The organism is Streptomyces sp. NPDC006643 (assembly GCF_042870175.1).
GTDB lineage: Bacteria > Actinomycetota > Actinomycetes > Streptomycetales > Streptomycetaceae > Streptomyces.
Window position 1 is genome coordinate 1 of the sequence record NZ_JBIAHA010000026.1, and the last position, 20406, is coordinate 20406.

Below are 20406 nucleotides of genomic sequence, written 5' to 3' on the forward strand. Positions count from 1 at the left end.
GGACGTACGTGGATGACTCCGACAACGCGGCGAGCGTGCGTGCCAGGCGTCGAGAGCCAGACGCGACTTTGCGGACACGCCCTAGGGGGTGTCCGGTCGGCTCTCGCGGTAGGCCGCCAGGTCCGCGTACAGGCCGGATCGGGAGACCCCCAGCCGTTCGGCGACGCGCGGCACCGCGTTGCGCATCTTGAACACGCCCCGCCGGTCGAGGGCTCCGACCAGGCCGAGCCGTTCGGCGCGGGTGAGAGCGTCGAACGGCTTGCCCCGGGCGAGCTGTTCGGTGCGTACGACAGCGTCGACGACCTCTTCGAAGTCGTTCGTGAACGTGGTGGCCGGAAGTTCGACCGGCGCGGTGCCGGCGAGCGCGGACAGGACGTCGGCCGCGTCGCGCAGGGCCGTCACGTCGATGTTCACGCACAGCGCGCCGAAGACCTGGCCCGTCGCGTCCCGCAGCGGCATCGTCGACGACTTGAGCACGCGGCCGTCCGGGCCGCGCGACAGGTAGTTCAGATCGTTGGTCGCTTCCTCGCCCTTGGCGAGCACGGAGAGCCCGATCTCGCTCAGCGCCCCGCCGACCCGCCGCCCGGTCACCTGCCCCGCCACCGCCACCACCGACTGGTCGCCCCGCCGGTAGTCGTGCAGGACGACCTCGCACGACGGGCCGAACGTGGCCGCCAGCCCGTCCACGACCGGCATCAGCGCGGCCAGGATCGCGTCGCCTGATGTGTCGGACACGCGGTACCTCCCTCTCTCTTCCGCTCTCTTCCGAATCTCTCTTCCGGCTTGGACGGGAAGTCTATAGCGTGGACGTATAGTCCAGATCGATGTCCGGTCATTCCGGCCCGGGAAGGGAAGCAGCAGATGCCTCAGTCGCCGACCTACGACGACGTCCAGGACGCGGCCACGCGCATCGCGCCGTACGCGCACCGCACCCCCGTACTGCGCTCGCGCCTCATCGACGAACAGCTCGGCGTCGAGGTGGTGTTCAAGTGCGAGAACTTCCAGCGCGTCGGCGCCTTCAAGTTCCGTGGCGCTTTCAACGCCCTGTCGCGGTTCACACCCGAGCAGCGGCGTGCCGGGGCGGTCGCCTTCTCCTCGGGCAATCACGCCCAGGCGGTCGCCCTCTCCGCCCAACTGCTGGGCATGCCCGCCACGATCGTGATGCCGCACGACGCGCCCGCCGCGAAGGTCGCCGCGACCAAGGGGTACGGGGGACAGGTCGTCACGTACGACCGCTACACCGAGGACCGGGAAGAGATCGGCCGCGCACTGGCCGCCGAACGAGGTCTGACGCTGATCCCGCCGTACGACCACCCGCACGTCATCGCGGGCCAGGGCACCGCGGCCAAGGAACTCTTCGAAGAGGCCGGCGATCTGGACGCCCTGTTCGTACCCCTCGGCGGCGGCGGTCTGCTCTCCGGCTCCGCTCTGTCCGCGAAGGCCCTGTCGCCGCACTGCCGGCTGTACGGCGTCGAACCCGAAGCCGGCGCCAAGGCGGCGCGGTCCGTCCGGCAGGGCTCCGTCGTCCATATCGACACCCCGAAGACCATCGCCGACGGCGCGCAGCCCCAGCATCTGGGCGCGTTCACGTTCGACGTCATCCGCCGTGAGGTCGCCGACTTCCACACCGCCACCGACACCGAACTGGTCGAAGCCATGCGGGTGTTCGCCACCTATCTGAAGATCGTGGTCGAGCCCACCGGCTGCCTCGGGTTCGCGGGAGTCCGCGACCTGGCCGCCCGGCTGCGCGGGCAACGGGTCGGGGTGATCATCAGCGGCGGCAACATCGACCTCGACCGCTACGCGTCACTTCTGGCCACCTGACCCACCGGGCCACGGCGAAGGCGGAACCACGGCGAGGAGGGATCGTTGTCCACTCCGGAAGCTCGTACCCGCGCGGCGGACGCGGCAAGTTGAGGAGTCTCGGTGGCGGATGCGGATCTGACGGATCTGACGGACTCGATCGAATCGATGGAACAGCTCGCCACGGTCTGGCGCGCCATGGTGCTCGACCGGGACGCGGGCGCGGACGTGTCCGATCTGCCCGGCATCGCCGTCCGCTGGGCCGACTGCCGGTTCCCCTTCTGGAACTGCGTCACACTGACCGATGTCGGCGCCGACACGGAGCTGCTCGGGCAACGGCTGCGCCAGGCCGCCGACATCATGCGTACGAAGAAGCATCCCGGCTTCCTGTGGGTCTTCGAGGATCTTCTCGACGACGGGGCGCGTGCGGCGCTGGAGACAGCGGCCGGGCAGGCACTCCTCGAACACGCCTTCCCCGGCACCGGCATGGCCGGAGACCTGCTCCCCATCCCCGAGCCGCACCACCCCGACCTGACGTTCGAGCGCGTGAGCACCGAGGAACAGCTGCTCGCCTACGCCGACCTCAACTCACGTGCCTACGGCTTCGATCCGGAGCACGGCCGCGACGGACTCGCCGGCTCCGCGCTCTGGAAGAACGAGGTGCACGCGTACCTCGGCCTGCGTGACGGGGCTCCGGTGACCTGTGCGGGGACGGTGGAAGCCGACGGCCGCCTGTTCGTGGTGCTCGTCGCCACGGACCCGAAGTGGGAGCGCAGAGGTTACGGCGAGGCGGTGACACGCAAGGCGCTGTACGAGGGGGCCCGCGCCACCGGACTGACCCGCGCCACGCTGCACGCGACCGTCGCCGGGGCGCCGGTCTACCCGCGTATCGGCTTCCGGCCGAACTCTCCGGTGCGTTTCTACAGTCTGAAGGGCTGACCGAACGTGGGGCCCGCCGTTCGAACACCATCCACCGGCCCGATAAACCTTATGTGGAACAAGATCCCCGCATCGAGGTAACTCAGCCGCTTCTCGCGGTGAGTTGGGGGCGACGGCCGTTAGCGTTCCCATCGATCTGGACGGACCGGCCGCGACTCGCGGCCGGGTCCGCGGATCGACCGCCGTCGCAAAGGAGAACGCGCCCCGATGACCGTTGACAGCAGCCCGGAAGCACAGCCGGAGTCACCACCGCAGTCCAGCCTTGGTACCGCGGCTGCCCGGAATCTCGCCACCACCACCAAGTCCGCCCCGCAGATGCAGGAGATCACCTCCCGGTGGCTGCTGCGGACACTGCCCTGGGTCGAGACCAAGGGCGGCGCCTACCGGGTGAACCGCCGGCTGACCTACACCGTCGGCGACGGCCGCGTGGAGTTCGTCCAGGACGGTGCCGGCGTCCGGGTCATCCCGCGCGAGCTGGGCGAACTCGCCCTGCTGACCGGCTTCGACGACGTCGACGTGCTCACCGCCCTCGCCGACCGCTGCGTCCAGCGCGACTTCCGCGCCGGAGAGACATTGGTCGAGCGCGGTACGCCCGCCGAACAGATCCACCTCATCGCGCACGGCCGGATCAACCAGACGTCCGTCGGCAAGTACGGCGACGAACTGGACGTCGCCGTCCTCGCCGACGGCGACCACTTCGGCGAGAACGCGCTGCTGGACGACGACGCGACGTGGGACTACACCGCCACCGCCGAGACCGGCGGCACCCTGCTCACACTGTCCCGCGCCGACTTCGCCGCCGTGATGTCCTCGGCGCCGGCCCTCCAGACCCATATCAGCCGGTTCAGCTCACTGCCCCTTCAGCGGCAGAACCGGCACGGCGAGGCCGAGATCGCGATGTCGGCCGGCCACACCGGCGAGGTCGCGCTGCCCGGCGCGTTCGTGGACTACGAGTTGAAGCCGCGCGAGTACGAACTGTCCGTCGCGCAGACCGTTCTCCGCATCCACACCAGGGTCGCCGACCTCTACAACGGGCCGATGAACCAGACCGAGGAGCAACTCAGGCTCACCATCGAGGCATTGCGCGAGCGCCAGGAGTACGAGCTGGTCAACAACCGCGAGTTCGGCCTCCTCCACAACGCCGACTTCAAACAGCGCATCCAGCCCCACTCCGGGCCGCCCACCCCGGACGATCTGGACGAACTGCTCTGCCGCCGCCGGGGCACCAAGGTCCTCCTCGCCCACCCGAAGACGATCGCCGCGATCGGCCGTGAGCTCAACAGCCGCGGGCTCTACCCGGACCATGTCGACCTCGGCGGCCAGCAGGTCCCGGCCTGGCGCGGCGTACCGATCCTGCCCTGCGGCAAGATCCCCATCACCAAGGAGAAGACCAGCTCGATCATCGCCATGCGCACCGGCGAGGACAACCAGGGCGTCATCGGGCTGCGCCAGACCGGACTGCCGGACGAGTACGAACCGGGCCTGTCGGTCCGCTTCATGGGCATCAGCGAGCAGGCGATCATCTCCTACCTCGTCAGCACCTACTACTCCGCCGCCGTCCTGGTGCCCGACGCCCTCGGGGTGCTGGAGAACGTGCAGATCGCCCGCACACGTTAGGGACGGCACGCTCCTCAACCACTTTCACCAAGGAGTCACGGATGCCCGACCCCGGGCCTTCCCCTCTGCAACCGAGCCCCGCCCTGGCACGGATCCTGGGCGGCCCCAGCGGTCTTGGCACAGCGAGCCTGCGTCTGGGCCGACAGACGGAACCTCCGGCTCCCGCCGAACTGCCTCCCGCCGGACTGTCTTCCGCCGAACCGTCTGCCGCGGAACTGCCTTCTGCCGAATCGTTTCTCGCGGCACGCGCCGGCACCGTCCCGGAGCCCTCGGCCTCTCCGGAGCCCGGGACCCCGGCGGCGGGCAGCCCCATCCCGGGGCTCTACCACCACCCGGTGCCGGAGCCCGATCCGGCACGGGTGGCGGAGGTCGGCCGCAGGATCAGGACGTGGGCGGTGGACGAGGTCCAGGCCTTCCCGCCCGAGTGGCAGGACCAGTTCGACGGCTTCTCCGTCGGGAGCTACATGGTCGCCTGCCACCCGGACGCCCCCACCGTCGACCATCTGATGATCGCCACTCGGCTGATGGTCGCCGAGAACGCGGTCGACGACTGCTACTGCGAGGATCACGGCGGCTCACCCGTGGGGCTCGGCGGCCGTCTGCTGCTGGCACACACGGCTCTCGACCCGCTGCACACGACGAAGGACTACGAGCCGCAGTGGGAGGAGTCGCTGCGGTCCGACGGACCCCGGCGCGCCTACCGCTCCGCCATGGAGTACTTCTGCCGCCAGTCCACCCCCTCGCAGGCCGACCGGTACCGGCACGACATGGCCCGTCTCCATCTGGGTTATCTCGCCGAGGCGGCATGGGCCGAGACCGACCACATGCCCGAGGTGTGGGAGTACCTGGCGATGCGCCAGTTCAACAACTTCCGCCCCTGCCCCACGATCACCGACACCGTCGGCGGTTACGAACTGCCCGCCGACCTGCACGCCCAGCCCGCCATGCAACGGGTCATCGCGCTCGCCGGCAACGCCACCACGATCGTGAACGACCTTTACTCGTACACCAAGGAACTCAACAGCCCAGGCCGGCACCTGAATCTGCCCGTGGTGATCGCCGACCGTGACGGTGTGTCCGACCGCGACGGCTATCTGAAGGCGGTCGAGGTCCACAACGACCTCATGCGCGACTTCGAAGCCGAGGCCGCCGCGCTGGCCGCCGCCTGTCCCGTCCCGAGCGTGCTGCGCTTCCTACGGGGAGTGGCCGTATGGGTCGACGGCAACCACTACTGGCACCAGACCAACACCTATCGATACAGCCTGCCCGATTTCTGGTAAGGAGCGCATTTCACAGTGACCAGCACCCAGCTCAGCAACGGCACGTCCGTGTACATCCCCGCCCCGGCGTCGCCGTACCAGGGTGACATCGCCCGCTACTGGGACGGTGAGGCCAGGCCCGTGAATCTGCGTCTCGGTGACGTCGACGGGCTCTACCACCACCACTACGGCGTCGGCGACATCGACCACACCGCCCTCGGAGACCCTGGCGACAGCGGGTACGAGAAGCGGCTGATCGCCGAGCTGCACCGGCTGGAGTCCGCCCAGGCCGAAGTGCTCCTGGGGCAGCTCGGCTCCATCGGGCGTGACGACACGCTCATGGACGCCGGCTGCGGCCGGGGCGGTTCGATGGTCATGGCCCACCAGCGGTTCGGCTGCACGGTGGAGGGCGTCACCCTGTCGGCCAAACAGGCCGAGTTCGCCAACCGCCGTGCCCAGGAACTCGGCATCGAGGACCATGTCCGGGCCCGGGTGTGCAACATGCTCGACACGCCCTTCGAGACGGGGCAGGCCGCGGGCTCGTGGAACAACGAGTCGAGCATGTACGTCGACCTGGACGACCTCTTCGCCGAGCACTCCCGCGTCCTCAAGGTCGGCGGCCGGTATGTGACCATCACCGGCTGCTGGAACCCGCGTTACGGGCAGCCGTCGAAGTGGGTCTCCCAGATCAACGCGCACTTCGAGTGCAACATCCACTCCCGCCGCGAGTATCTGAAGGCCATGGCGGACAACCGTCTCGTACCGCAGGCCATCATCGACCTGACCCCCGACACCCTGCCCTACTGGGAACTGCGGGCCACGTCGTCGCTGGTCACCGGTATCGAGGAGGCGTTCATCAACTCGTACAAGGACGGCTCCTTCCAGTACCTCCTGATCGCGGCCGACCGGGTCTGACCTGGTCTGACCTTGTCCGGGCCGGGTCCGGACCCCGATCCGGACCCGGCGCCGTACGGAGAGCCGCACCGAGAAGTAGCGGCGGGTCAGGTCAACTCCCGCTCGGCGAAGGCGCGGAAGGTCCCCGCCGGGCGGCCGGTGAGGCGCCGGACCGTGTCGGTGGTCCTGTCCTCCGCCCCCTCCGCGATGGAACGGTCCAGGCCGGCGAGCATCGCCGCGTACTCGGCGGGCATCGCCGAGGCCAGCCGGTCGCGCATCTGCTCGTACGTCAGCTGTCGGTGGGTGACGGTCCGGCCCATGACGGCGGAGAGGACGGCGGCCACCTCGTCGTAACTCAGCGCCTGCGGACCGGTGATGACCAGATCGCTGTTCGGGGCCTTCGCGGCGGTCAGCGCGTGTACGGCGACGGCGGCGATGTCGTCGGCGTCGACAAACCCGACTCGGCCCTCGCCGGTGGCCGTCAGGATGGTGCCGTCCGCCCGGACGCTCAGCGCGTGCGGCTGGTCGCCGGTGAAGTTCTGCATGAACCACGAGGGCCGCAGCACCGCCCATTCGGCGAACAGGCCGGGCAGTGCCTGGTGGATCTGTCCCATGGCCGGGCCGCCGGCCGTGATCGCCGAGGAGCTGAGCAGTACGGCGCGGCGCACGCCGGAGGCGCGGGCCCGGTCGAGGAAGGGCAGCGCGACCGCGGCCGGTTCCAGGGAGCCGGGCGGCGCGACGAGATAGACCCGGTCCGTGCCGCTGAGGGCGGTGTCGTACGTCGCGGGGTCGTCCCAGTCGAAGCGGACGCTCCGGGCCCCGGCCACGGGGCCGGCGCGCCGGCTCGCGGCGGTCACGCGGTGCCCGCCCGCCGTGAGTTGGGCGACGACGCGGCTGCCGGTGGTGCCGGTGGCGCCGATGACCAGAGTGGTGCCGGTCGTGCTCGGCGGTTCCGGTGTCGGCGTCGTGTCTGTGGGCACGGGGAACTCCGTTCAGTACGATACGGACCGGGGGTCCGCTTCTCGTTGCACGATACGGACCCCCGGTCCGCTTAGCAAGCAACGGGAGGAACCTCGTGTCAGTGCCCGATCAGGCGTCCGGTCCAGTGCCCGACCCGGTGGCCGAGTCGACTTCCGGGTCGGCGCCCGAGCGCAAACCGCGCAAGGACGCGGCCCGCAACCGGGCCGCCGCCCTCTCCGCCGCCGACGACCTCTTCGCCCGCTGCGAGAGCCCCGAATCGGTCACCATGGCCGACATCGCGGCGGCGGCCGGCGTCGGCAAGGCGACGCTGTTCCGCGCCTTCGGCGACCGCACCGGCCTGATCCACGCGCTCTACGCGGCGAGGCTCGAACCCGTCGCGACCGCCATCGAGGAAGGTCCGCCACCACTGGGCCCCCGCACCCCGCCGCTTCGGCGCGTACCCGCCCTGCTCGACGCCGTCCTGTGCTTCAAGCTCGACAACCGCCATCTCGCCCTGGCCCTCGAAGGGATCGGCGGCGACAGCCCGTACCAGGCCGCGCACTACCAGCGGTGGCACAGCACGCTCCAGGCCGTACTCGACCAGATCCCCGGCTTCTCGGGCGGCGACTTCACCGCCCACGCGCTGCTCGCCGCCGTCCGCGCCGACCTGGTCGAGCACCTCGCCGGCCGGCAGGGCGTGTCGCGTGAGCGGATGCGGGCGGACCTGGCGTCCTTCACGGCCAAGGTCCTGGATGTCGGCGCCCCTCCGAGCTGACCGAACCGACCGAACTTGTTCGTGACGAACATGTTCGTTACGCTTCCGGGTATGACCTCTCGTCCCCCCGCCCCCCGAAGTCGCCGCGAGCGGCCGGCCAAGCCCGCGCTGAGCCGACAGGGCATAGTCGCGGAAGCCGTACGGATCATGCGGTCCGAGGGCCTTGAGCGCGTCACCATGCGCCGCCTCGCGAAGGAGCTGGACACGGGGCCCGCGTCCCTGTACGTCTACGTCGCCAATACGGCGGAGCTGCACGCCGCGATCCTGGAGGAGTTCCTCGGCGCGGTCGATCTGCGGCCGGTGACGGCGGCGGGGGAGTGGCGGGACCGGCTCGCGTCGGTCCTCATCTCCTACACGCGCGTCCTGTTCGAGTATCCGGCCCTCGCCCGCTCCGCACTCGTGGCCCGGCCCTCCGGCGCGAACTACCTCGCGCTGGTGGAGGCGGTTCTCTCCCTGCTGGACGAGGGCGGCGTGCCCGGGGGCCAGGCCGCCTGGGGCGTGGACGTGCTGCTCCAGGTGGCCACCGCCACCGCCGCCGAGCAGTCCACACGCACCGAGGACACCCACGCCGAGGACGAGCACAACGCGCTCGCCCGCACCCTGCACGAGGTGTCGGCCGACACCCACCCGCGTATCGCCGCGCTCGCCGACGACCTGGTATCCGGTACCCCGCGGCAACGCCTGAGCTGGATGTTCCACACGGTCGTCAACGGAGCGCTGGCCACGCCTCGCCCGCACACCCCGGAAGAAGGAGCAGCCCCATGACCACACCCACCCACCACCCGATCGCCGTCATCGGCGGCGGCCTCGGCGGACTGACCCTCGCCCGCGTCCTGCACGTGCACGGCATCGACGCCACCGTCTTCGACCTGGAGGCGTCCCCGACCGCGCGGACCCAGGGCGGCATGCTCGACATCCACGAGGAGAGCGGCCAAGTCGCGCTGCGCGAGGCCCGGTTGCACGAGGACTTCCTGGCCAAGGTGCACCCCGGCGGCCAGGAGATGCGGGTCCTCGACAAGCACGCGCGCGTCCTGCGCGAGGACAAGGACGACGGTACGGGAGGGCGTCCCGAGATCGACCGGGGCGACCTGCGTGATCTGCTGGTCTCCTCCCTGCCGGAGGGCACCGTCCGCTGGAACGCCAAAGCCGTCTCGTGCCGTGCGCTGGGTGACGGCAGACACGAGGTGACCCTGGCCGACGGCGAGGTGTTCACCACTGACCTGCTGGTCGGCGCCGACGGCGCCTGGTCCCGCGTACGGCCCCTGGTGTCGGCGCAGACCCCTGCCTACACCGGGATCTCCTTCGTCGAACTCGACCTGTTCGACGCGGACGAGCGCCACCCCGGGAGCGCGGAGCTGATCGGCGGCGGCATGTGCCTCGCGCTCGGCGACGACAAGGGGTTCCTCGCGCACCGTGAGACGGACGGCAGCCTGCACATCTACGTGGCGCTGCGCGCCGACGAGACATGGCTGGGGAGCTTGAACTTCACCGACCCGGGCACGGGCACCGACCCGGGCACGGGCAGGGGCGTCGGCTCGGGCACCAGCACCGGCCCGGAAGCCGGCACCGTGAAGGCGGAGTTGCTGAAGCACTTCGGCGGCTGGGCCCCCGCCCTGCGCGATCTGATCACCGAGGCCGACGGCCCGCTCGTGCCCCGCCATATCCACGCGCTGCCGATCGTGCACCGCTGGCCCCGGGTCCCGGGAACGACGCTCCTCGGCGACGCGGCCCATCTGATGTCCCCCTTCGCGGGAGAGGGAGCCAACGGCGCCCTGATCGACGGCGCGGATCTCGGCCGCTGCCTGGCCGAGCACCCCGGTGACACGGAGGCGGCACTGACGGCGTACGAAGCCATCCTCTTCCCGCGCTCCGAGAAGACGGCGCGGGAGTCCGCCGAGGGTCTGGACGCCCTCTTCGACAGGAGCGCGCCCCAGCCGCTTCTCGACATGTTCGCCCAGTTCGACGAGGTGCGGTGACGGCCCGCCGGTCCGGCGGGCCTCGTCAGGACCGGTCCCGGCCCAGGAGCTGTTCCATGGCGGCGGCGCCTTCGCCGAACGCGTCGCGCCGCCGGTGGGGGCCGCAGCCCCGGACCAGACGGGCGTAGTCGGTCGCGGCGGCCGTGATGCGGTCGCCCAGGACCGTGCCGTCAGACTGGGAGCCGAAGTCGTCGGTGGCGGCGTACACACCCCGCGACGACACGATGGCGTGCAGATACGAGAACATCGGCCGCAGCGCGTGTTCGAGGACGAGCGAGTGCCGTTCGGTGCCGCCCGTCGCTCCCATGAGCACGGGCATGTCCGACAGCGTCTCCTCCGGGAGCACGTCGAAGAAGGACTTGAACAGACCGCTGAAGGAAGCGTTGAACGCGGGTGTGACCGCGATGACCCCGTCGGCGTCCGCGACCGTGCCGAACGCCTCCTCCAGCGGCGCGGCCGGGAATCCGCTGAACATCGCGTCGATGATCGCGTGTCCCAGCGGGCGCAGTTCGACGAACGAGGACTCCACCGTGCTGCCGGCGGCGGTGAGTTGGGTCCGTACGGCCGCCTCCAGGCGGTTGGCGAGCATGCGCGTCGAAGACGGTTCGCGCAGTCCGCCGGTGATGATCGTGATTCTGGTCGTCACGTCATCCGACCTCCGACTTCTCTCCGGGATACAGGGATTACGGCTCAGCCGGACGCGTCCTTCGTGTCCTTCATGTCCTTCGCGTCCTTGGTTTCCTTCGCGTCGCGCTCGTCCCGCTCGCGCAGCAGCGACTGATGGGTGGGGGCCGCCGGTGCCTCCGGCGACCTGCCGACGGCGAACTCCTTGCGCAGCACCGGCACGACCTCTTCCCCCAGCAGGTCCAGCTGCTCCAGCACCGTCTTGAGCGGCAGCCCCGCGTGGTCGAGGAGGAACAACTGACGCTGGTAGTCGCCCGCGTACTCCCGGAAGCCCAGCGTCTTCTCGATCACCTGCTGCGGGGAGCCGACGGTCAGGGGGGTGAGCGAGCTGAACTCCTCCAGGGACGGCCCGTGCCCGTACACGGGCGCGTTGTCGAAGTACGGCCGGAACTCCCGTACCGCGTCCTGGCTGTTGGGACGCATGAACACCTGTCCGCCCAGGCCGACGACGGCGGACTCGGGTGTGCCGTGCCCGTAGTGCGCGAAGCGCTTCCGGTACATCTCCACCATCTTCTGGGTGTGTGACGCCGGCCAGAAGATGTGGTTGGCGAAGAAGCCGTCTCCGTAATAGGCGGCCAACTCCGCGACCTCGGGGGTGCGGATGGAGCCGTGCCACACGAAGGGCGGGATTCCGTCCAGCGGACGGGGAGCGAGGGTGAAGCCCTGGAGCGGCGAGCGCAGCTTCCCCTCCCAGTCGACCACCTCCTCGCGCCACAGCCTGCGCAGCAGGTCGTAGTGCTCGACGGTCAGGGGGACGGCCTGGCGGATGTCCTGGCCGAACCACGGATAGACCGGCCCGGTGTTTCCGCGCCCCAGCATCACATCGGTCCGGCCGCCGGACAGATGCTGGAGGACGCTGAAGTCCTCGGCGATCTTGACGGGGTCGTTCGTGGTGATGAGCGTGGTCGATGTCGACAGGATGATCCGCTCGGTCTGTCCGGCGATATAGCCGAGCAGGGTGGTGGGGGAGGAGGGCACGAAGGGCGGGTTGTGGTGCTCGCCGGTGGCGAAGACGTCGAGGCCGACCTCCTCCGCCTTACGGGCCACGGTCACGGTGGCCCGGATACGCTCCGCCTCCGTGGGGGCACTGCCGGTCGTCGGGTCGGGGGTCACGTCACCGACGGTGAATATGCCGAACTGCATCCCGGTCATGTCACTGACACCTCCCTGCCTCGCGGCTCGCGCGGGCACCGCCCAGGGGGCAGGTGCGTGCGCCTCACGGGCGGTCTCCTGGGCTCACACACATGGGTTCACACAAAACACCCCATTTCTACCCTTCGTGGGTCGCGTTGAATCCGGCCGCGCCGACCCGGGACCGGGCGGGCGCGCAGGGGCCTGCCGGTCGCCCGCCTCCTGCGGCATGATGATCGCGGTGGACCCGTCGCAGGCCGCCGTCGGGCTCCACCGGTCGGCGAGGCGACGGCAGGGGGACGGGCGTGGACTGGCACGGGGTGCTGCTGCTGTGGTGCGTGGGGTGGGGCGTACTCGCGCTGATCGGATACGGCCGGTCGCTCGCCGGGGTCACCCGGGCCCAGCGCGCGGTGCGGGTCCCGGGGCGGATAGCCGAGATACGGGTCCCTGAGCACGGCGGCCCCGGCATCTTCGGGATACCCGTGGTCGTCACCTTCCGCGACCCCGTCACCGGGCAGGAGCATCGCCTGCCGTATGTGAACGAGACCGGGATCGAGTTGGGAGCGGTCTGGGTGGGCCGTGAGATCGCGGTGATCCACCCGCCCGGCGAACCCGAGCGCTTCGAGGTCACCTACGACGTCAAGGACGGTCAGGACGGCCTGGCCTGGCCGCACTTCGCGGTCTTCCTGCTCTACGCCGGTCTGGTCGCGGACACGGCGATCACCCGCGGCTATCCGTGGGCGCTGCTCGGTGTGGGCGTGCCTCTGACCGTCGTCATGTCGTACCTCCTGCGCCACGACCTCCGACTGACGCGACGCGAGGCGGCCCGGCGGATGGTCTCGGTGCCGGGCCGTGTCGCGGCCGTCCTCACGTCCGTCCATGACGACGGCGAGTCCGTCTGGACCAGCCGCACCGCGTTCATCACCTTCACCACTCGCGAGGGAACAGCCGTCGTCGGCCGTCTCCGCGCCGGCCGGAGGGACCCGAACACCAGATACGGCGCGGAGATCACCGTCCACTACCCGGCCGACAGGGTTGACGCCTTCACCCTGGATCCCGTCGCCACCCGCAAATCCGCCGCCAAGGACATCGCCTTTATCGTCCAGTGTCTGCTGCTCGGCGTGGCCGGGACCGTCGCGGGCGCCCTCCTGCTGTGACGCCGCCCCGCGACGGATCCCGCGAGGCGCTTCCGTCCGCGTGATTCCCGGCCCCTCGCCCTGTCACGGCCCCACGTTGCCGGTCAGGTGGTCGCCGGGGATACCCGCCTTCTCCGGGCGGTAGTAGTCCCTGATTCCCTCCGCCCAGGTGACTTCCGCGATCCGGTCACCGTCATCGGGGCCGAAGGCGTCGAACAGGGCGTCGATACGGGACCGTTCGAAGCCGATGGCGATCATCAGGGCCATGAACAGCGGGCGCGCGACGCGGCCGTCGCGCTCCGGGGCGCCGAGCGTGGCGAGCGCCACGGCGAAGTCGTCGATCGTCGCCTCGAACCGCTCGGGGGACAGCACGCAGGCGGTGAACTCCTCCCGGCTGACCTGTCCGTTGCCATGGGTGTCCAACTCGGTGACGAGGGTCCGCCAGTAGCGGCGACAGGAATCCAGCAGCGCGCTCCTCGCGGCCTCGTCGGACTCCGGTGCCACCGCGAGCACCCGGCTCGCCAGCAGCTCGAAGTCCTCGGCCTCCAGGGTGCCGTTGCCGTTGGCGTCGAGCAGGGAGAAGACGAGTTCGACCCGATCGGTCGCCTCAACGGTACGCATGGCGCTCACCTTTTCTCTCCGTCTTCCGGCCGGAGCCCGTGCCCCGGCGGCTGCTTCACTATCCGGCGGGTCCGGGAGCCCTGGTGGGGAAAGCCGGTGAGCTGCACACGAACGGGGGCATTTCGCCGGTCGGCGCATGAAACGGCACCATCTGGAAAGCGAAGGCGGCGGTGGTCGTCAACTGCCGCGTCGTAGCTCGGCCGCGAGATGGTGCCCCAGCGGCTGACCCACCGCCGCCAGATCGTGGACGAACGTCAGCGCGCCGTCGTCGGTCAGCGTGTAGCGCCGGCGCGTGGCGTCGACCTCCTTCGCCGTGGGGGTGCGGGCCACCTCGGTCGTGGCGAGGTCGACGTAGTCGCCGGCGGCCCGGCCCACCGCGATCTCCGCGATGCCGGTGGGCTGTGTGATCAGGGCCTCCACCAGCCCGTCGGGCTGAAGCCGCCACCAGCCGCTCTCCCGCGCCGACGGGCGCAGCGGCGCGTCGTCGGCGTCGAGCAGCCAGGCCCGGCTCTCGTAGCGCAGGAAGGGCCGCCCGTCGTGACTGAAGGTGATCTCCTGCGCGTAGGTGAAGTCGCCGGCGAGTGTGGGATACCCGCCGCGTCCCCGGCCGTGCCAGGTGCCCAGCAGACCGAGCACGGGCGTGAGCAGCGGGTGCGGCGCCGGTGCCTCGTCCGGTCGGTGGGCATCGGGGAACGGACGCTCTGGTACGAGGTCGAACACGGTTCGCGCTCCTGGAATCGGGGCCGGTACAGGGTGGCAGCCTAGAGCGCGCCCGACCCTGAGCGGCCCATACATTCTATTTACGCCGTTTTGCCGAGATGTGGAGGAAAATGGCAGGAGTAGAGAAGTGACGGAGGCGAGTGATGACACGAACCCGCTACACCAAGGACCGCGGCCTGACCACCCGCATGGTGACGACCATGTTCCTGATCGGTCTGCTGTACGTGGTCCTGGTCGGTGTGCTGCTGGCCGTGCTGGGCAAGTTCTGGCCGGTGATCCTGATCCTCGCCGGAGTGCTGTTCGTCGCGCAGTTCTGGTTCAGCGACAAGATCGCGGCCTTCGGGATGGGCGCGCACGAGGTCACCCCGGAGCAGGCGCCCGAGCTGCACGGCGCCGTTGACCGTATCTGCGCGCTGGCCGACATGCCCAAACCGAAGGTGGCGATCTCGGACAGCGACATACCGAACGCCTTCGCCACCGGCCGCAGCGAACGCACCGCGCTGATCTGCGCCACCACCGGACTGCTGCGCAGACTGGAACCGGAAGAACTGGAAGGCGTCCTCGCCCACGAGATGTCCCACGTCGCGCACCGCGATGTCGCCGTGATGACCGTCGCGTCGTTCCTGGGCGTGCTGGCGGGCCTGCTGACCCGGTTCGCGCTCTACAGCGGACTGTCGAGGAGCGCCAGCAACTCCGGCCCCCTCGGAATCGCGATCCTGGTGATCCCGCTGGTCAGCGCGGTGGTGTACGCGATCGGCTTCCTGCTCACGCGGCTGCTCTCGCGCTATCGCGAGCTGTCCGCCGACCGTACGGCGGCCCTGCTCACCGGAAAGCCCTCGGCACTCGCGTCGGCGCTGACCAAGGTCGACAGCCAGATGGCGCGGATCCCCACGAGGGACCTGCGGAAGGCGGAGCCGTACAACGCCTTCTTCTTCGTGCCGGCCTTCTCCTCCGGCGAGAGCCTGGGGCGGCTGCTCTCCTCCCACCCGACCCTGGAGCAGCGGCTGGACCAGCTGGGCCGGATGTCCGCCGAGCTGGCCCGCCCGTAGACAGCTCGCCACCCGTGAAACCGTCAGCGTGAGGAGCTGGTCCCGTGGGCCTTCTCGACACCATCCTGGGCCGCAGCAAACCGGTCCGCCCCGATCTCGACCAGCTCTTCGCCCTCCCGTCCGCCGCGCTAACCCTTGAGGCCGGGGCCGGATACACACCCACCGGCCTCGGGTCGGTCTGTTTCGCGGGCGTCGAGGGCGGCGGCTTCGCCCGGATCAGACAGGACGTACAGGAACTGCTCGACGCCGACACCGGCGAGGACAGTCACCCCGTGGAGTTCAGCCGGGACAGTTACGGCTACACCTGGCTGCTCGCCCGCCAGGCACCCGGCGACACGGCCACGCTGGTCAACGATCTGCACGCGGTCAACACCCTGCTCCAGGACGGCGGCTTCGGTCCGCAGCTCCTGTGCTCACTGATCAGCTTCCGGGACGCGGAGCAGCGACCGCTCGCCCTCGTCTACCTCTACAAGCGCGGCAGCTTCTATCCCTTCGCGCCGCTGCCCGGTACCGCCGAGAAGCGGGACAGCCAGCGCGAGCTACAGGTCAGGGCGATCATCGGCGACGACCTGCGGATCGAGTCGGACCTCGCCCGCTGGTTCCCCGTATGGGGCGCCCCCGGGCTCTGACCCGTCCCGGCCGGCCGGCCCCGCCGTGACGGTCTTCGCCGTGGCCTCCGGCTCGGTCTTCGCCGTGGTCTTCGAGCCGGGTTCCGGCAGCGTACGGAAGAGCAGCCAGCTCAGCAGGGGCATCAGGATCAGCGGGGTCAGCGCCGTACGCAGGGACGTCGCGTCGGCGATGGCGCCGACGACGGGGCTGGCCAGGCCGCCGATGCTGACGGTCAGTCCCAGGGTGATCCCGCCGGCGGTGCCGACGCGCGTCGGCAGATAATCCTGGCCGAGGGTGACCTGGAGCGAGAACGGGATGTAGAGACCGGCGGAGGTCAGCGCCAGACACAGGAAGATCGCCGGGCCGGGGACGAACACGATTCCCGCGACGGCGGGGATCGAGACGAGATACGACCAGCGGGCGACCGTGACCCGGTCCCAGCGGTCCGCCAGCGCCCCGCCCACCACGGACCCCACCGCGCCGCCGATGTAGAGCACGAACAGCGCGGCGGTGCCCGCCGCCTCGCTGCCTCCCGGACGCTGCTGGACGTAGAGCGCGATGAACGTGCTCAGGCCCACGAAGACGATCGACCGGCAGACCACGGCCAGCGAGAGTCTGACGAAGGCGGCCTTGTCGTCGACGGCTGTCGCGACCGTCTTCCCTGAGCCGGCGCTCACCGTCTTCCGCAGCGCCCGCAGGACGGGCAGACACAGCACGCTGCCCGCGAGGGCGGGCACCACGAGCAGCGGCGACAGACGCAGACCGCCGGTGGCGACGACGGCGGTGACCAGGAGCGGAGCGGTGGCGAAGCCCAGGGTGCCACCGAGCGAGAACCAGCCCATCGCACTGTGGCTGCCCCCGCTGGCCAGCCGGGCGACGCGGGCGGACTCGGGATGGTACGCGGCGACCCCGATACCGGACACCGCGACGAACACCAACGTCAGCGCGTACGAACCGCTCAGCCCGCTCAGTGCGATCCCCACCCCGCCGACGATCGTGCCCGCCGGCATGAGCCAGGGCATCGGCCGGCGGTCGGTGAGCAGGCCGAACACCGGCTGCACCACCGAGGACAGCACCGAGGCGGCGAGTACGAGGCCCGAGACGGCGGCATAGCTGTAGGCGCGTTCGGCGACGAAGAACGGCACCAGCGACGCGACAGCGCCCTGGTAGACGTCCACGCAGGCATGGCCGACCGCGAGGAGGGTGATCGATCTGTTCCTCGGCACCTCGCCATCGTGATCGCCGAGCCGTCTGTCGCGCTTCCGATAAACTGCCAGAAGATGAAGGAAATCCGCCACGAGCCCGTGGCGCCGACCCGCACCCAGTGGCTCGCGCCCGGAGCCGCCATCGACGCCCACCGTCATGACGACCACCAGATCGTCTACGCGGGCCGTGGCGTGCTGGCCGTGACGACGAGCACGGGCCTGTGGATCGCACCGGCGACCCGCGCCATATGGGTTCCGGCGGGCACCGTGCACGCCCACCAGGCCCACGGCGAACTCGATCTGCACCTGGTCGGCCTGCCCGCGAGTGAGAACCCGCTCAACCTGGCCGAACCGGCCGTACTGACCGTCGGGCCGCTCCTGCGTGAACTGATCCTCGCCCACACCCGGGACCACGACCACGGCCACGGCCACAACCGCAGCCGCACGCATGCCCATTCGCGGGACCCGCACGACGGCGGCCCCGAACGCGCCCGGCTGCGCGCCGTGTTGCTCGACCAGCTGCGCGTATCGCCGCAGCAGCCCGTGCACCTGCCCACCCCGAGCAGCCCTCAGTTGAAGGCGGTGTGCGAGATCCTGCGCACGAACCCCGCCGACAACCGCACCCTCCCCGCCCTGGGCAGGGAGGTCGGCGCCAGCGACCGTACGCTGTCCCGTCTCTTCAAGTCCGACCTCGGTATGACCTTCCCGCAGTGGCGCACCCAACTGCGCCTGTATCGCGCGCTGGTGCTGCTCGCGGAACACACCCCGGTGACCACCGTGGCCCATCGGTGCGGCTGGTCGTCCGCCAGCGCGTTCATCGATGTGTTCCGCCGGAGCTTCGGACACACCCCCGGCGCACACCAGCCCCGCCCGTAGCCGTTGAGCGCTTGCCCGAACGGGTGAACCGGCCGCCGAACACGGTGTGTTCGGCGGCCTGAGGCAGCACTGTGCGAGTGCGGGCCGACCAGTGCCGTAACCGCTGGGCAGAACGTGGGGGAAGGGGGGCGGGAGTGGTACGTGACAAGGGACGGCGGCCGGTCTCGTTGCGGGACAGGGCGGGCTACCGGTTCGACCGTACGCTGGCCCGCAGCACCGGCACGCTGATGGGCTGGCTGGTGGTCACCTGCCTGGCCGTCGTCGTCCCGGTGAGCGCGCTGCTGGTGTGGACGGACCCCGGCTCGCCGAGGTCACTGTCGGGCCGGCTCACCGCGGCGTGGCGTACCAGCGCGGAGACGCTGCGCCTCGGGTCCATGACCGGCACGGCGCCGCGCATGGTGCTGTCGGCGTTCCTCGGACTGGTCGCCCTGCTGTGCGTCTCGACCCTTGTCGGAGTGATCACCAACAGTCTGGCCGAGCGGATGGCGGAGCTGAGCCGTGGGCGGTCGACGGTCCTGGAGCAGGGCCATGTCGTCGTACTCGGCTGGTCGGACCAAGTGACCACGGTGGTGGGGGAGTTGATCGCGGCGAGCGCCGCCCGTCGCACCCGGGCCGTCGTGCTGCTCGCCGACCGGGACAAGACCGAGATGGAACGGACGCTGGCCGCGCACGTCGGCCCGGCCGCACGATCCCGGCTCATCTGCCGCAGCGGTCCCGCGAGTGACCCCGCCGTCCTGGCGCTGGTCAGCCCGGGGACGGCGAGCACCGTTCTGGTGCTGCCGTCCGGGGAAGCGGGGGGCGACGCCGAGGTGCTGCGCATCCTGCTCGCGCTGCGGGCGGTCGTCGGCGAGGGACCGGACGGGCCGCCGGTGCTGGCGGCGGTGCGGGACGACCACTACCGCGCGTCCGCCCGGCTGGCCGCGGGCCCGCACGGCACGGTCCTGGAGACCGACACGGTCACGGCCCGGCTCATCGCGCAGTGCGTCGGCCGCCCCGGTCTCTCCCTCGTCCTGCGTGACCTGCTCGACTTCGCCGGCGACGAGTTCCACCTCACCGACGCGACCGCGTTCGAAGGCGGCCCCTTCGGCACCGCGCTGCTCGGGCACGCCGACTCCTGCGTGGTCGGGCTCCTCACCCCGCAGGGACGTACGCTGCTCAATCCGCCCGCCGACACCGTCGTGGCGCCGGGGAGCAGACTGATCGTCGTCACCCGCGACGACGGCACGTCCCCGCCGGCGGACTGCCGGCGTCTCGTCGACCTCCCGGCGATCACCACGGACCCGCCACCGCCGGAGGAGCCCGCGCACCTGCTCATGCTCGGCTGGAACCGGCGTGCGCCCCTGGTGGTGGGCCAGTTACGGCGTACGGCCCGGCCGGGTGCTGTCCTGGACGTGGTGACGGACCGGGCCGTACCCGCACCGCGCGAGGCGGAACCGGCAGAAGCGGCGGCTCCCGGGACCAGGCTGACCGTACGGTTCCGGTCCGCCGCCCTGTCGCGGCCCGACACCCTCCTCGGGCTCGACCTCGCCCCGTACGACGGGCTGGTGGTCCTGGGCCCCGACCCGGACGAAGGTCCGGACCGTCCCGACGACTGGACGCTCGTCACCCTGCTGGCCCTGCGGCTGCTGGAACAACGAACAGGCGGACGGGAGTTACGCGTCGTCAGCGAACTCACCGACGACCGCAACCGACCCCTGGCACCGGTCGATCCCGGCTCCGACGTCATCGTCAGCGGTGAACTGACCGGACTGCTCATGGCGCAGATCGCGCAGAACCGGCATCTGGCGTCCGTGTTCGACGAGTTGTTCTCCGCCGAGGGCAGCATGATCTGCCTGCGGCCCGCCGCGACCTATGTCCACCCGGGCGCCACGACGGCTTTCGCGACCGTCGTGGCCGCCGCCCGGGACCGGGGCGAGTGCGCCATCGGCTACCGCCGCCACGACCGGCGCACGACGGCGCCCGACCACGGGGTGCGGCTCAACCCCCACAAGAGCGAGAGACGGGAGTGGAGCGCCGAGGACCAGGTGGTCGTCATCACGACGGAAGCGACTGAAGCAACCGAGGCCGCCGAGGTGACCGGTCCGGCAGACTCGGCGGATGCCGTACGCCGTCATCCGGACTGAGGACGGACCACGCGACGACGGCCCGCCCG

20 protein-coding genes are annotated in these 20406 nt (G+C 70.5%); 13 read left to right on the forward strand and 7 right to left on the reverse strand.

Annotation, left to right across the window (positions count from 1 at the left end; all coding sequences use genetic code 11):
- Positions 1 to 81 precede the first annotated feature (81 nt).
- A complete protein-coding gene (locus ACFYNU_RS30310; protein ID WP_356592530.1) occupies positions 82 to 735 on the reverse strand; it encodes a helix-turn-helix transcriptional regulator in 654 nt (217 codons plus the stop codon).
- Between the two features lie 126 nt (positions 736 to 861).
- Here ACFYNU_RS30310 and ACFYNU_RS30315 point away from each other — a divergent pair, with 126 nt between their 5' ends.
- From ACFYNU_RS30315 to ACFYNU_RS30335, 5 genes are all read left to right on the forward strand, one after another.
- Positions 862 to 1824 carry a threo-3-hydroxy-L-aspartate ammonia-lyase gene (locus ACFYNU_RS30315; protein ID WP_356592532.1) on the forward strand — a complete coding sequence of 321 codons (963 nt, stop codon included), beginning with the start codon at positions 862 to 864 and terminating at the stop codon, positions 1822 to 1824.
- Positions 1825 to 1941: 117 nt separating this feature from the next.
- On the forward strand, positions 1942 to 2742 hold the full coding sequence (locus ACFYNU_RS30320; protein ID WP_356592740.1) for a GNAT family N-acetyltransferase: 801 nt from the start codon (positions 1942 to 1944) through the stop codon (positions 2740 to 2742).
- A 207-nt stretch (positions 2743 to 2949) separates the two neighbouring features.
- Positions 2950 to 4359 (forward strand): family 2B encapsulin nanocompartment shell protein, encoded by a 1410-nt coding sequence (locus tag ACFYNU_RS30325; RefSeq protein ID WP_356592534.1) that lies wholly within the window; start codon positions 2950 to 2952, stop codon positions 4357 to 4359.
- Between the two features lie 41 nt (positions 4360 to 4400).
- Positions 4401 to 5639 carry a family 2 encapsulin nanocompartment cargo protein terpene cyclase gene (locus tag ACFYNU_RS30330; RefSeq protein ID WP_356592536.1) on the forward strand — a complete coding sequence of 413 codons (1239 nt, stop codon included), beginning with the start codon at positions 4401 to 4403 and terminating at the stop codon, positions 5637 to 5639.
- 15 nt (positions 5640 to 5654) lie between these two features.
- Positions 5655 to 6533, forward strand: coding sequence for a geranyl diphosphate 2-C-methyltransferase (locus tag ACFYNU_RS30335; protein ID WP_356592538.1), 879 nt, complete (start codon positions 5655 to 5657; stop codon positions 6531 to 6533).
- Between the two features lie 86 nt (positions 6534 to 6619).
- Here the strand turns inward: ACFYNU_RS30335 and ACFYNU_RS30340 are convergent, their stop codons facing one another.
- Entirely contained in the window at positions 6620 to 7492 is an 873-nt protein-coding gene (locus ACFYNU_RS30340; protein ID WP_356592540.1) for an ergot alkaloid biosynthesis protein, read from the reverse strand.
- 137 nt (positions 7493 to 7629) lie between these two features.
- Between ACFYNU_RS30340 and ACFYNU_RS30345 the strand changes: the two genes are divergently transcribed.
- The 3 genes from ACFYNU_RS30345 to ACFYNU_RS30355 are packed head-to-tail and all read left to right on the forward strand — an operon-like array spanning position 7630 to position 10223.
- Positions 7630 to 8247 carry a TetR/AcrR family transcriptional regulator gene (locus tag ACFYNU_RS30345; protein WP_356592742.1) on the forward strand — a complete coding sequence of 206 codons (618 nt, stop codon included), beginning with the start codon at positions 7630 to 7632 and terminating at the stop codon, positions 8245 to 8247.
- A 51-nt stretch (positions 8248 to 8298) separates the two neighbouring features.
- Positions 8299 to 9012 carry a TetR/AcrR family transcriptional regulator C-terminal domain-containing protein gene (locus ACFYNU_RS30350; RefSeq protein WP_356592542.1) on the forward strand — a complete coding sequence of 238 codons (714 nt, stop codon included), beginning with the start codon at positions 8299 to 8301 and terminating at the stop codon, positions 9010 to 9012.
- On the forward strand, positions 9009 to 10223 hold the full coding sequence (locus tag ACFYNU_RS30355) for an NAD(P)/FAD-dependent oxidoreductase (protein ID WP_356592544.1): 1215 nt from the start codon (positions 9009 to 9011) through the stop codon (positions 10221 to 10223). The genes ACFYNU_RS30350 and ACFYNU_RS30355 overlap by 4 nt, the downstream gene beginning before the upstream one ends.
- A gap of 25 nt (positions 10224 to 10248) precedes the next feature.
- Here the strand turns inward: ACFYNU_RS30355 and ACFYNU_RS30360 are convergent, their stop codons facing one another.
- Together ACFYNU_RS30360 and ACFYNU_RS30365 are read right to left on the reverse strand one after the other, a co-directional pair.
- Entirely contained in the window at positions 10249 to 10869 is a 621-nt protein-coding gene (locus ACFYNU_RS30360) for a CE1759 family FMN reductase (RefSeq protein WP_356592546.1), read from the reverse strand.
- Between the two features lie 44 nt (positions 10870 to 10913).
- Positions 10914 to 12050, reverse strand: a complete 1137-nt coding sequence (locus ACFYNU_RS30365; protein WP_356592744.1) for an LLM class flavin-dependent oxidoreductase — start codon at positions 12048 to 12050, stop codon at positions 10914 to 10916.
- Between the two features lie 293 nt (positions 12051 to 12343).
- Between ACFYNU_RS30365 and ACFYNU_RS30370 the strand changes: the two genes are divergently transcribed.
- Positions 12344 to 13195, forward strand: a complete 852-nt coding sequence (locus tag ACFYNU_RS30370; protein ID WP_356592548.1) for a DUF3592 domain-containing protein — start codon at positions 12344 to 12346, stop codon at positions 13193 to 13195.
- 63 nt (positions 13196 to 13258) lie between these two features.
- Here the strand turns inward: ACFYNU_RS30370 and ACFYNU_RS30375 are convergent, their stop codons facing one another.
- The gene (locus ACFYNU_RS30375; RefSeq protein WP_356592550.1) at positions 13259 to 13795 is read right to left on the reverse strand and encodes an EF-hand domain-containing protein; all 537 of its coding nucleotides are present in this window, start codon (positions 13793 to 13795) and stop codon (positions 13259 to 13261) included.
- Between the two features lie 177 nt (positions 13796 to 13972).
- Complete coding sequence (locus ACFYNU_RS30380) at positions 13973 to 14515, reverse strand: FABP family protein (RefSeq protein ID WP_356592552.1); 543 nt, start codon at positions 14513 to 14515, stop codon at positions 13973 to 13975.
- A 143-nt stretch (positions 14516 to 14658) separates the two neighbouring features.
- Between ACFYNU_RS30380 and htpX the strand changes: the two genes are divergently transcribed.
- Both htpX and ACFYNU_RS30390 read left to right on the forward strand, forming a co-directional pair.
- Complete coding sequence (htpX, locus tag ACFYNU_RS30385) at positions 14659 to 15564, forward strand: zinc metalloprotease HtpX (RefSeq protein ID WP_356592554.1); 906 nt, start codon at positions 14659 to 14661, stop codon at positions 15562 to 15564.
- A 44-nt stretch (positions 15565 to 15608) separates the two neighbouring features.
- The gene (locus tag ACFYNU_RS30390) at positions 15609 to 16193 is read left to right on the forward strand and encodes a hypothetical protein (RefSeq protein WP_356592556.1); all 585 of its coding nucleotides are present in this window, start codon (positions 15609 to 15611) and stop codon (positions 16191 to 16193) included.
- Here the strand turns inward: ACFYNU_RS30390 and ACFYNU_RS30395 are convergent.
- Entirely contained in the window at positions 16104 to 17399 is a 1296-nt protein-coding gene (locus ACFYNU_RS30395; protein WP_356592558.1) for an MFS transporter, read from the reverse strand. The genes ACFYNU_RS30390 and ACFYNU_RS30395 overlap by 90 nt on opposite strands.
- A 54-nt stretch (positions 17400 to 17453) precedes the next feature.
- On the opposite strand from ACFYNU_RS30395, the gene ACFYNU_RS30400 reads away from it, so the two are divergent.
- The gene (locus tag ACFYNU_RS30400; protein WP_356592560.1) at positions 17454 to 18254 is read left to right on the forward strand and encodes a helix-turn-helix transcriptional regulator; all 801 of its coding nucleotides are present in this window, start codon (positions 17454 to 17456) and stop codon (positions 18252 to 18254) included.
- A 134-nt stretch (positions 18255 to 18388) separates the two neighbouring features.
- Entirely contained in the window at positions 18389 to 20377 is a 1989-nt protein-coding gene (locus ACFYNU_RS30405; protein ID WP_356592562.1) for an NAD-binding lipoprotein, read from the forward strand.
- Positions 20378 to 20406: the final 29 nt, after the last annotated feature.

Bases quoted from the DNA above. Each gene is read 5' to 3' on its own strand.
- ACFYNU_RS30330 (WP_356592536.1), top strand. From the start codon at position 4,401: ATGCCCGACCCCGGGCCTTCCCCTCTGCAACCGAGCCCCGCCCTGGCA.
- ACFYNU_RS30375 (WP_356592550.1), bottom strand. From the start codon at position 13,795: ATGCGTACCGTTGAGGCGACCGATCGGGTCGAACTCGTCTTCTCCCTG.
- ACFYNU_RS30365 (WP_356592744.1), bottom strand. From the start codon at position 12,050: ATGCAGTTCGGCATATTCACCGTCGGTGACGTGACCCCCGACCCGACG.
- htpX (WP_356592554.1), top strand. From the start codon at position 14,659: ATGACACGAACCCGCTACACCAAGGACCGCGGCCTGACCACCCGCATG.
- ACFYNU_RS30315 (WP_356592532.1), top strand. From the start codon at position 862: ATGCCTCAGTCGCCGACCTACGACGACGTCCAGGACGCGGCCACGCGC.
- ACFYNU_RS30355 (WP_356592544.1), top strand. From the start codon at position 9,009: ATGACCACACCCACCCACCACCCGATCGCCGTCATCGGCGGCGGCCTC.
- ACFYNU_RS30325 (WP_356592534.1), top strand. From the start codon at position 2,950: ATGACCGTTGACAGCAGCCCGGAAGCACAGCCGGAGTCACCACCGCAG.
- ACFYNU_RS30350 (WP_356592542.1), top strand. From the start codon at position 8,299: ATGACCTCTCGTCCCCCCGCCCCCCGAAGTCGCCGCGAGCGGCCGGCC.
- ACFYNU_RS30400 (WP_356592560.1), top strand. From the start codon at position 17,454: ATGAAGGAAATCCGCCACGAGCCCGTGGCGCCGACCCGCACCCAGTGG.